Annotated in this window: 12 protein-coding genes and 1 pseudogene; all 13 read right to left on the reverse strand. The window is 72.6% G+C overall.

Annotated elements, in window-relative coordinates; translation table 11 throughout:
* A pseudogene (locus ABWK99_RS09150) lies at positions 1 to 1238 on the reverse strand (hypothetical protein); the annotation flags it as partial.
* A complete protein-coding gene (locus ABWK99_RS09155; protein WP_372594390.1) occupies positions 1235 to 1657 on the reverse strand; it encodes a flagellar FliJ family protein in 423 nt (140 codons plus the stop codon). The gene ABWK99_RS09155 and the pseudogene ABWK99_RS09150, both read right to left, overlap by 4 nt.
* Positions 1654 to 3003: a FliI/YscN family ATPase gene (locus ABWK99_RS09160; protein ID WP_372594391.1), complete on the reverse strand. Its 1350-nt coding sequence runs from the start codon at positions 3001 to 3003 to the stop codon at positions 1654 to 1656. The genes ABWK99_RS09155 and ABWK99_RS09160 overlap by 4 nt, the downstream gene beginning before the upstream one ends.
* A complete protein-coding gene (locus ABWK99_RS09165) occupies positions 3000 to 3620 on the reverse strand; it encodes a FliH/SctL family protein (protein ID WP_372594392.1) in 621 nt (206 codons plus the stop codon). Before ABWK99_RS09165 ends, ABWK99_RS09160 begins: the two co-directional genes overlap by 4 nt.
* Positions 3610 to 4623: a flagellar motor switch protein FliG gene (fliG, locus tag ABWK99_RS09170; RefSeq protein WP_372594393.1), complete on the reverse strand. Its 1014-nt coding sequence runs from the start codon at positions 4621 to 4623 to the stop codon at positions 3610 to 3612. Before fliG ends, ABWK99_RS09165 begins: the two co-directional genes overlap by 11 nt.
* Positions 4623 to 6206: a flagellar basal-body MS-ring/collar protein FliF gene (gene fliF / locus ABWK99_RS09175; protein WP_372594394.1), complete on the reverse strand. Its 1584-nt coding sequence runs from the start codon at positions 6204 to 6206 to the stop codon at positions 4623 to 4625. Before fliF ends, fliG begins: the two co-directional genes overlap by 1 nt.
* Positions 6206 to 6541 (reverse strand): flagellar hook-basal body complex protein FliE, encoded by a 336-nt coding sequence (gene fliE, locus ABWK99_RS09180; RefSeq protein WP_372594395.1) that lies wholly within the window; start codon positions 6539 to 6541, stop codon positions 6206 to 6208. The genes fliF and fliE overlap by 1 nt, the downstream gene beginning before the upstream one ends.
* The gene (flgC, locus tag ABWK99_RS09185; RefSeq protein ID WP_372594396.1) at positions 6541 to 6942 is read right to left on the reverse strand and encodes a flagellar basal body rod protein FlgC; all 402 of its coding nucleotides are present in this window, start codon (positions 6940 to 6942) and stop codon (positions 6541 to 6543) included. The genes fliE and flgC overlap by 1 nt, the downstream gene beginning before the upstream one ends.
* Positions 6942 to 7283, reverse strand: a complete 342-nt coding sequence (locus ABWK99_RS09190) for a flagellar basal body rod protein FlgB (RefSeq protein ID WP_372594397.1) — start codon at positions 7281 to 7283, stop codon at positions 6942 to 6944. Before ABWK99_RS09190 ends, flgC begins: the two co-directional genes overlap by 1 nt.
* Positions 7284 to 7477: 194 nt before the next feature.
* Entirely contained in the window at positions 7478 to 7816 is a 339-nt protein-coding gene (locus tag ABWK99_RS09195; RefSeq protein ID WP_372594398.1) for a hypothetical protein, read from the reverse strand.
* Positions 7794 to 8243: a flagellar export chaperone FliS gene (fliS, locus tag ABWK99_RS09200; RefSeq protein ID WP_372594399.1), complete on the reverse strand. Its 450-nt coding sequence runs from the start codon at positions 8241 to 8243 to the stop codon at positions 7794 to 7796. Before fliS ends, ABWK99_RS09195 begins: the two co-directional genes overlap by 23 nt.
* A 17-nt stretch (positions 8244 to 8260) precedes the next feature.
* Complete coding sequence (fliD, locus tag ABWK99_RS09205; protein ID WP_372594400.1) at positions 8261 to 9637, reverse strand: flagellar filament capping protein FliD; 1377 nt, start codon at positions 9635 to 9637, stop codon at positions 8261 to 8263.
* Positions 9638 to 9763: 126 nt separating this feature from the next.
* Positions 9764 to 10351: flagellin (locus ABWK99_RS09210; protein ID WP_372594401.1), on the reverse strand; the 588-nt coding region annotated here is incomplete at its 5' end.

Consider the following 10351-nt stretch of genomic DNA (forward strand, 5'->3'; position numbering starts at 1 on the left):
ACGATGCGCACGGGGCCGATGCTGTCCGGCTCCACCCGCATGGTCAGGATGTGCTCGCCGAGCGGCGCGGTGCGCAACGCGGCGAGCCGGACACCCAGCTGCTCCGCGACGCTCGGAACGACGACGGGCGACGGTGCCGCGGCCGCGGCCGCGCTGCTCGCGGTGGTCGCGCCGGTCGGAGCCGAGGAGGTGGGGGCCGCAGCGGCCTGCGACGCGGCGGCAGGGACGGAGGACGCCACCGAGGAGGTCCCCGTGGCGGCAGGGACGGCAGGGTCGCTCGCCGATGAGGCGAGCGCGGTGGCGTCGGCGGTCGTCGTGGCCGCGCCGAGCGGTGCGGCACCGCTCGCGAACTCCTGGCCGGCCGAGCGTCCCGCGGCAGAAGCCCCCGCGGCAGAAGCCCCCGCGGCAGAGACCCCCGCGGCAGAAGCCCCCGTGGCAGAGACCCCCGTGGCCGCGGACCCCGTGCCGGGCGACGCGGCTCCCGGCGTCCCCTGGTCCACGGACCCGGCCGCGGACGAGCCGTCGCCGAGGACGGCGGCGCTGCCCTGAGCGGCGACCGGGGCCGACGCCGAAGCCAGGACCGACGCCGATCCCGCGTCCGCTGCCGAGGGCCGGGCAGGTCCGCCCGCCTCCGCATCGGCGGAGTCGGTGGTCGTGGCCGGTGGCTCCAGGGCGAGCGCAGCCGCCTGGACGACGGTCGCGATGCTCACGGTCGGGGCGAGCACAGCCACCTGGGCGACAACGCCGGCCTGCTCGGTCGGGGTGGCCGCCCCGGTACCGGGGCTCGGCTGAGCAGCCGGCGCCGAGGGCCGGGAGGACCCGCTCGGGTCCTGGCCGGTGGACCCGGGCTTCCCGGCGTCATCGCCGGCCGACCCGCTGCCCTCGCCAGGGCGCCCCCGTCCCTGGGCCGGGTCCCGCACCTCGACGGCGTCACGGCGCTCGCCGCGGCCGGCCCGATCCGCTCCGTCGGCCCGTTCTTGGCGGTCGGCCCGGTCCTGGCGGTGCGCTCGCTCGCTCCGGTCGGCCCGATCCGTGCGGCCGGCGCGCTCGTCCCGGTCGCCTACGCCCGACCGGTCCGTCCCGCTCCGGTCCGCGCGCTCCGTGCCGGACCGCTCCTGGCGGTCAGCGGCCTGCATGACGGTGTCGAAGTCGGCGGCGCCGGTCTCCCGACGGTAGGCGGAGGTCGAGAGCTGACCCGTCCCCCCGGCGGCCACCCCGGCCAGCGTGCCGATGCTCATGAGTTCTCCTGGTGGCGTCGGCTCGCTGCCTCGTCGAGGACGAGCTGCTCGGCACGCTCGTCCTCCGCGCGGACGAGCACCTCGTGCCGGTCGGCGAGCTTGTCGAGGGTGGCGACGGTGGTGCGTGCGGCGGTCCACTCGGCAGCGGCGATCTCGGCGCGACGGGCCGTGACCTGCACAGCGATCGCGGCCTCTCCGACGATCGCCGACATCGCCGCGCGGTCGGCCACCGCGGCGCGCCACTCGTTGGGGTCCCCGTGCGTGGGGAAGAGGGTGCTCGACATGACAGCGCGGAACGCCTGGTGCTCCTCGTGCGCATGAGCCGTCCGGGAGTTCGCCTCGGAGAGGGCGGCGGCGGCCTGCTCCTCCTGCAGACGGCGGAGCCGGAGCAGGCCGGACAGCCGGAAGTCGCGGGTCATCCGGCACCGCCCATCGCGGAGACGAGCCGGTCCAGGTGCTCCCAGGACGCGGCGGCCGGAGCGGCCTCGTCCATGTCCTGCCGGAGGAACGCGTCGATCTCGTCGGCGTGCGCAACGGCGGCGTCGACCAGGGCGTTGCTCCCCGCCGCGTACGCGCCGACGTCCAGCAGGTCCTGCGCGCGACGTCGCGCGGCGAGCACCTGCCGCAGACGGCGGGCCGCAGCGGTCTGCTCCTTCGAGGTCACCCGCGAGGCCACGCGGGAGACGGAGCCGAGCACGTCGATGCTCGGGAAGTGCCCGGCGACGGCGAGCTCACGTGTGAGGACGACGTGCCCGTCGAGGATCGATCGCGCGGCATCGGCGATCGGCTCGTTGTGGTCGTCACCGTCGACGAGCACGGTGTAGATGCCGGTGACCGAGCCCTGCCGGTCCGTGCCGGCGCGCTCGAGGAGCTGGGCCAGCAGGGAGAACGTCGACGGCGGGTAGCCACGGGTCGCGGGGGGTTCGCCCACCGAGAGCCCGATCTCGCGCTGGGCCATCGCCACGCGGGTCAGCGAGTCCATCATGAGGACGACGTCGCTCCCCCGGGACCGGAAGGACTCGGCGATGCGCGTCGCGACGAAGGCAGCGCGCAGGCGGACCAGGGGCGGCTCGTCCGAGGTCGCGACGACCACGACGCTGCGGGCGAGGCCCTCGGGGCCGAGGTCGTCCTCGAGGAACTCCCGCACCTCGCGGCCGCGTTCGCCGACGAGGGCGATGACGGAGACCTCCGCCTCGGTCCCACGGGCGATCATCGACAGCAGGCTCGACTTCCCGACGCCCGAGCCGGCGAACAGGCCGATCCGCTGGCCGCGACCGACGCTGGCCATGGTGTCCAGGGCGCGCACGCCGAGGCTGAGCGGCAGGTCGACGCGAGCCCTGTCCAGGGCGGAGGGCGCCTGCCCGGTGACCGGCTCCCAGCCGGAGGCCGCGAGCGGACCCTTGCCGTCGATGGGGCGACCGAGACCGTCCAGGACGCGGCCCAGCAGACCGTTGCCGACGGGGGCGAGCAGCGCGGACCCGGTACCGCGCACGGTCATCCCCGTGCGCAGGCCCTGGACGTGGCCGAGCGGCATGCAGCGCAAGGAGGTGGACGTGGCCGCGACGACCTCGGCGGGGACGGCGCCGGCCGTCCCGCGCTCGCCGATCTCCAGCACGTCGCCGACCGCACCGGGAAGCCCGGCGACGTCGACGGACAGCCCGACGACGGCGCTGACCCGTCCGACGAGCTCGGGTCGGGCGACGGCGGTGGCCCGGTCCAGGAGGTCCGCCGGCAGGATCGACCGCTGGGCTGCGAGGGTGCTCATGCGTCCTCCCCGAGCAGGACCCGGCGCGCGCGGCCCAGGGCAGTCGAGAGCTGGGCGTCGAGGAAGCCCGTCGGGTGCTCGCTGATGGCGTCCCCGCGGCGCAGGCTCGCGTCCGCGACGACGGCCACCCCCTCGAGCCGGATCTCGCCGCTCGCGACGAGGTCCTCCACCGCGGCGACGTCGGCCGGGTTGAGGCGCACCGTGTGCACGCCCAGGTCGGCGGGGGCGGCGAGGGCACGGCTCATGGCGGCCCTGGCGCTCGTCGAACCGTCGGCGAGCTCATGACCCAGGACTGCCTCGGCGAGAGTCAGTGCTGCCGTCGTCAGCTCGCGGCGCACCTGCTCGACGGCCGGCAGGGCCCGTCGGTCCGCTGCCTGGGCGGCGCGCAGCAGGCTCGCGACGGCCTCGTCGAGCACGGCCTGGCGCAGCGACTCCGCCCGGGCGTGCTCGGCGGCACGCCCGGCCTCGGCGGCCGCCGCCCGCTCGGCCGCAGCACGAGCACCGGCAGCCCAGCCCGCTGCCCAGCCGGCGGCGTGCCCAGCGGCACGGGTCGCCTCGTCCACCGGCGCAGCGGTGTGCAGCGCTGCCGGGCGGAAGGTCGTGACCTCAGGCGACATACTCGTCCTCGCCCTCGCGACGGATGACGATCTGCCCGCTCTCCTCGAGCTTGCGGATCGCCTGGACGACGCTCGACCTGGCCTCCTCGACCATCGACAGGCGGACCGGCCCGAGCAGGTCCATCTCCTCGACGAGGTTCTCGCGAGCGCGCTCGGAGAGGTTCCCGAGGATCTTCTCCTTGACCGCCTCGTCGGCACCCTTGAGCGACAGGGCGAGGGCCGACATCTCGACGCCGCGCAGGACGAGCTGGATCGCACGGTCCTCGAGCAGGGTGAGGTCGGCGAAGACGAACATCCGGCTGCGGATCTCCTCGGCCAGGGCCTTGTCCACGGCCTCGAGCCCCTCGAGGATCTGCTTCTCCGTCGTGGGGTCCGCCCGGTTGATGATCTCGACGAGCGGCTGCAGCCCGCCGACCGCCGCGCTCTCCTGCGGGGTGAGCACGGCCGATGCCTTGCCCTGGAGCTTCTCGGCGACGACGGCGACGACATCGGGCGCGGCCCGCTCCATCAGGGCGATGCGGTGCGCGACCTCTGCCTGCACCCCGGGGGCGAGGCCCGTCATGATCGCCGAGGCGTGCTCGGCTCGCAGGTGGGCGAGCACGAGGGCGATGGTCTGGGGGTGCTCGCCGGTCAGCAGGGAGACGACCTGGCGGGCGTCGGCGTGCTGGAGGAACTCGAAGGGCTGCCCCGCAAGGGAGGAGGCGAGCCGCTCGAGCATCCCGGCGGCGCGGTCCTTGCCGATGCTCGCCTGGAGCAGCTGCTGGGCGAAGCCCATCCCGCCGCGCCCGGTGACGCCGGTCAGCCCGAGCGAGGCCTCGTAGAACTCCTCGAGGACCGCGTCGGCATCGCCCGCGTCGATCCGCCCGAGGCGGGCGATCTCGGTGGTGAGCTCCTCGATCTCGGCGTCGTCGAGGCGGGACATGACCTTGGCCGCCTGCTCCTTGCCGAGCTGGATCAGGACGAGCGCAGCCTTCTGGGTACCGGTGAGCGTCAGGGTGGACATCAGCGCCGCCCGCCCACGAGCCAGCTGCGCAGGACCTCGGCGACCTCTTCCGGCTGCTCGGCAGCCATCGCGAGGACGTCGTCACGCTTGGCGGCCATCGGGTCGACCTCACCCGCGGGGGCTGCCGGCAGCGCCCGGGTCGCCTGAGCGGCCTCGAGCGCCTCGAGCCGGCGTGCCTCGAGGAGCTCGAGGTCGCCGAGGTCGATCGACTCGCGCTGCGACTGCTTGCCCCGCTTCAGCCCCAGGACGACCAGCAGGATGATCGAGATCAGGACGACGAGCGCGATGACACCCGTCCGGATCAGGTCGGTGGTGCGCTCGGCGCTCGCGGCGGCCTCGGCGGCGGCGAGCGCCGTCTGGGCCGACTCGGCCGTGCTCGTGTCGAAGGTCATCTGGGTGACGGAGACGACGTCGCCGCGCGTGGTGTCGATCCCTGCCGCCGCGGCCACCGAGGTCTCGAGTCCCGCGAGGTCGACGCCGGGCACGCTGTCCGAGACCACGACGGACACCGACTGGCGGCGCACGGTCCCGGGCGCCGTGGTGACCTGCTCGGTCACCTTGTTCAGCGGGTTGTTCACCGTGGCGGACTCCTTGTGGTAGGTCCCGTCGCCGCTGCCGGTGCCTGCCGAGGTCGTCGTGCCGTCCACCCCGAGGACCCCGCCGACGGCCTGGCCCGTGCCCGTGTAGTCCTCGACCGTCGTGGAGGAGTTGATCGCCGGCAGCTCGGACTCGGGAGCGGTGTACGTCTCGGTGGTGCGCGCGGCCTGGTCGAAGTTGAGCTCCGCCGCGACCGAGACGACCGCGTTGCCCTTGCCGAGGACGGCGTCGAGCATCTGCTGGATCCCGGCACCGACCCGGGCCTCGTAGTCGCTGCCCTGGGTGTCCTCGAGACCCGTCGTCCCGCCGGTCCCACCGACGGTGGAGAGGACATGGCCCTCCGCGTCGATCACCGCGACGTCGGACGGCTGCATGCCGTCGATCCCTGCCGAGACCAGGTGGACGATCGACTGGACCTTGTCGGTGCTCAGGCTCGTGCCGGCCGCGGTCCGGACGAAGACCGATGCGGTCGGGTCGGCGGTCTCGGAGACGAAGACGCTCTCGTCGGGGATCGCCAGGTGCACCGTGGCGGCCTGCACCCCGGAGATGGCGCCGATCGTCTTGGCGAGCTCACCCTCCAGCGCACGCTGGTAGGTGACCTGCTGCTGGAACTCCGAGGAGGTCATCCCCATGCTGTCCAGCAGCGAGTAGCCCTGGCCGTCGGAGGCGGCGGGCAGCCCGGCCGAGGCCATCGCGAGACGCTCGGAGTAGACCTTGTCGGCGGGGACGAGGATCGTCGACCCGCCGTCGGAGAGCTGGTAGGAGACGCCGTCCTCGGTGAGCTTGTCGACGATGGCGCTCGCGTCGGTCGCCGAGACGCCGGAGAAGAGCGGGGTCATGGTCGGCTTCGTCAGCCAGGCGGTCAGGCCGAAGACACCGAGGGCGAGGACCGCGACGGCGAGGATGGCGAGGGTCCGCTGGGCGAGGGTGAACTGGCGGACGGTCTTCTGCAGGCTGTCGACGAGCCCGCTGAGCTGGGCGGGCATCAGGCCTGCATCCGCATGATCTCGCTGAACGCCTCGACGGCCTTGTTGCGCAGCGCCGCGGTCAGCTCGAGGGTCGTCGAGGCCTCGGCCGCGGCGATCGTGTAGTCGTGGATGTCGTCGAGGTCACCCGTCACGGCCTCGACCGCGAGGGCCTTGGCGTTCGACTGGACGGCCTGGAGCTGGTCGACCGAGGAGGTCAACGAGGCGCCGAACGACGAGCCGAGCGCCTGGACCCCTGAGGTGCCTGCCACGGCGGACGTCGTCGAGGTGGATCCGACACCGAAGGCGCCGAGCATGCTCGACGTCCCGATCCCGGAGATGGCGTCGATGCTCATCAGCTGCGTCCGATCTGCAGGGCGGCCTGGTAGGTCTCCTTGGCGCGGTCCACCACGGCGGCGTTCGCCTGGTAGCCGCGCTGGGCCATGATCAGGTGGGTCATCTGGCTCGTCATGTCGATGTCCGGGTAACGCACGTACCCCTCGGTGTCGGCGAGCGGGTTGTCCGGCTCGTAGACGAGCCGGCCCTCCGCGTCACCGAGCTCGATCGAGGACACCTGGGTCCCGGCAGGGGTGCCGTACTCCACCGAGCTGGCGACGACGTAGCGGGCCCGGAACGCCTCCTCGCTCGTCGAGCGCACGGTGTTGACGTTGGCGAGGTTGTCCGAGATCGCGTTGATCCACGTCTGGTACACGGTCATCCCGGAGCCGGCGATGCCGATCGCGTCGAAGGTGCCCATCAGGAGCTCTTCATCGCGGTGCGCAGGGAGCTGAAGTGGCCGCTGACGGCCTGCGTGGCGACCTGGTAGCGCAGGTTCGTCTCGATGTTGAGCAGCGTCTCGGTCTCGAGGTCGACGTTGTTTCCGTCCTCGCGGGTGGGCGCCAGCGAGCGCGTCGTCGTGCCGGTGGCTGCTCCGGTGCCGTCGTTCACGGCGCTGCGCAGCGCGTCCTCGAAGGTGACCTTGCCCGCGAGGAAGCCGGGGGTCTGGATGTTCGCCACGTTGTCCGCGATCGTGCGCTGACGCAGGGACAGTCCGTCGAGCGCACTGTTCATGGCGACGAAGGAGACAGAGTCGAACACGGCCGGATCCACCTCATCGGTCGAGGTACTGCGGACGGCCGGTCCATGGCCTTCGGGTCGAGCGATCCCTGCTCAGTCGGTCCATCGGACGTCGGGGGACGGTCGTGAGAGTTTCGACCAGGAGAGATCAGGTTCACCCACGTGGGTGAGTGCGCAGGTCACCGGCACGGGGCCGGCACGGGGCCGGCGCGTGCTCAGGCGGGGACGTCGAGGTACACGGGGACCGCCGGCCCGCTCGAGCGGAGCGCCTGCGCGGCGGCGAGATGACGACGCGAGAGGTCGGCCGCCTCCGCGAGCCGCCGTCCGACCTCGATCTGCCGACCCAGCAGGGCGCGAGCGCGATCGGCGAGGGAGGCGGGCAGCGGGCCGAGCCCCACGGGCGGGGCCCAGCGGTCCGGCGGGTTCTCGGCGATGTGGTCCAGGGTCAGCGCGCGCTCGGCGACCACGACGTCGAGCTCGAGCGCGGTCAGGGCGGACTCCCAGGCGTCGGTCCAGTCGGCGTCCGGCACCTCAGCCGACCCCGAGCTCGCCACGGGCCACGCCGATCCCCGCAGGGACGGAGCCGGCCGGTTCGAGGGTCGCGCCGGCGGCGAGCTGGTCGGCCGCCTGGTGCCAGGCCTCGCCCAGGGGCTCGACGAGGCTGCGGCAGGCGGCGGTGCGCTCGGCGTCACCGGAGATGTTGGCCTGGACGAGCTCGGCGAGCAGGAAGGTGTAGACGCTCATCAGCTGTCGGGCGCCGTCCCAGGCGGTCACGTCGAGCGTCGAGATGAGCTCGGAGACGATGGCCTGCGCGTGGGTGAGCTGGCCGTTGGCCGCCGAGCGGTCGCCCGAGCGCTGAGCCGCCTCTGCGCGACGCAGGTCGAGGACGAGGCGGTCGTACAGCATCGTCAGGAGCGTGGCAGGGCTGGCCGTCGCGACGGTGTCGTCGAGGTACCGGCTGCGCACGGATGCGTAGGTCATCGCTTCCCTTCCATGACTCAGCTCGTGGTGCTGAGCGACTCCAGCTGGCTGGTGAGCCAGCTGGACTGCGCGTTGAGGTTCGACAGGGAGACCTCGAGGGCCGCGTAGGTCTTCTCGAGGGCGGTGCGGCGCAGCTCCAGGCGGACGTCCCAGCTCTCGATCTGGCTCGCGAAGTCGCTCACCCTCGACTGCTGGCTGGTGATCTTGGTCGAGAGCGTCCCGGTGGTCGAGGCCGACGCGGTCTCTGCCACCTCCTGCACGCGGGCGGCGAGCCCGCTGACGATCGCCGCGACCTTGTCCGGGTCTGCCGCGAGCGCGGTGGCGAACGCGTCGGCGTCGAAGCTGAAGGAGCCGTAGCGGTCGATCGTGATCCCGGCCGCTGACGGGGAGGACCCGTTCACCGGCCATGACATGGCACTGGAGAGCTGGTCCTTGAGGCTGCGGATCGCGCTGTCCCCGGAGAAGAGCCCGCCGGAGACCAGGGTGCGGCCGTCCTCGTCGGAGCTGGTGGTCGTCTTGGTCCGCGAGGAGATCTCCGAGAAGACGACGCCGATGTTGGTGACCAGGTTCGAGGCGAGCTCGGTCAACGCGACCGGGTCCCGCTCGACCGTGAGAGTGATGGGGTCCTCGGTGCCGGCGGTGACGGTGCTGACGGTCACGTCGACCCCGGTGAGCAGACCGGTGAAGGTGTTCGACGACTGGGTCACCTGCTGCTCGGAGGCGCTGCCCTTCCACAGGGTGATCTGCGCGTCCTGCGCCGTCCGCACGGCGCTGGTGTCCAGGCGGGTGGCGCTCGCCTCGTTGCTCGCGTCCACCGTGCCGGCGTACACCTCGAACGAGTTGTCCGCCCCGGTGGTGGTGCCGGTGAACTGGAGCCGGTACGTGGCCGTGCTGCCGCTGGACAGCTGGACCACTGTCGCGCGCACGCCGGCGTCCGATGCCTGGTTCACGGCCCATGCGACGTCGGCGAGGCTGCTCGAGGCGGGCTCGACGGTGACGTACGTGCCGTCCGCCTTCTTCACGGTGAGGGGGCCGGAGACGAAGCTGCCGTCGTTGGCGACGGGGGCCGAGAGCGAGATCTGGCTCGTGGCGAGGCGGTCGACGGCGAAGCTGATCGAGCCCTCGGTCGCGGTGCTGCCGGCGACGGCGGTGGCTGCGGAGGTCGAGCTGGAGACCGTGAAGGCGTTCCAGGAGCCGGCCTTCGCGGCGGAGGTCGCCGCGGTGGCCAGCGAGGCCACCTTGGTGTTGAGGGACTGAAGGGCGCTGACGAGCTTCTCGGCCGTGGACTGCTTCGTCTTGAGCAGGGTCTGCGGCGCGGCCTCGATCTTCATGAGGCTGGTGATCAGGCTGGTGGTGTCCAGTCCGCTGACCAGGCCGTCGATGGCCGACGTCATGCCTACCTCCGGTTGTCACGCGCCGCGCAGGACGCCGACCTCAGATGTGCCGGTGGTGGGCGGACGGTCGGCCCGCCCACCACCGGACGATGCACGTGCGCGGTCAGCGCGCGGTGCGGATCATGCTCACTGCAGCAGCGAGAGCACGCTCTGCGGGATGGACTTCGCCTGGGCCAGCATGGCCGTGCCCGCCTGGGACAGGATCTGGGTCCGGGTGTAGTTGACCATCTCCGACGCCATGTCGGTGTCGCGGATGCGGCTCTCCGCAGCGGTGACGTTCTCCAGCGCCACGTTGGCGTTGTTGATGACGTGCTCGAGCTGGTTCTGCGAGGCACCGAGACCGGCACGCGTGGTCGAGACCGTGTTGATCGCGGTGTCGATCAGGGCGAGGTTGGCCGTCGCCGTGGCGTTGGTGCCGTCGAGCGTGGCCAGGCCGGTGCCGCCGAGGATGGAGCTGTCCATCGCAGTGCCGATGGCAACGGAGACCGTCTCGCCGCCGTTGGCGCCCACCTGGAACGTGCCGGTGTAGCTGCCGTCCAGCAGCGCGGTGCCGTTGAACGTGGTGTTCGCGGCGATGTCGTCCAGCGTCGTGGTCAGCGCGGTGATCTCCGCCTGGATGTTGGCGGTGGCTTCGGTGGTGAGGCCACCCTCGTTGGCACCCTGGACGGTGAGGTCACGCATCCGCTGCAGGATGGACGTGGTCTCGTTGAGCGC

This window comes from Actinotalea sp. (assembly GCF_041597215.1).
Classification (GTDB): Bacteria; Actinomycetota; Actinomycetes; order Actinomycetales; family Cellulomonadaceae; genus Actinotalea.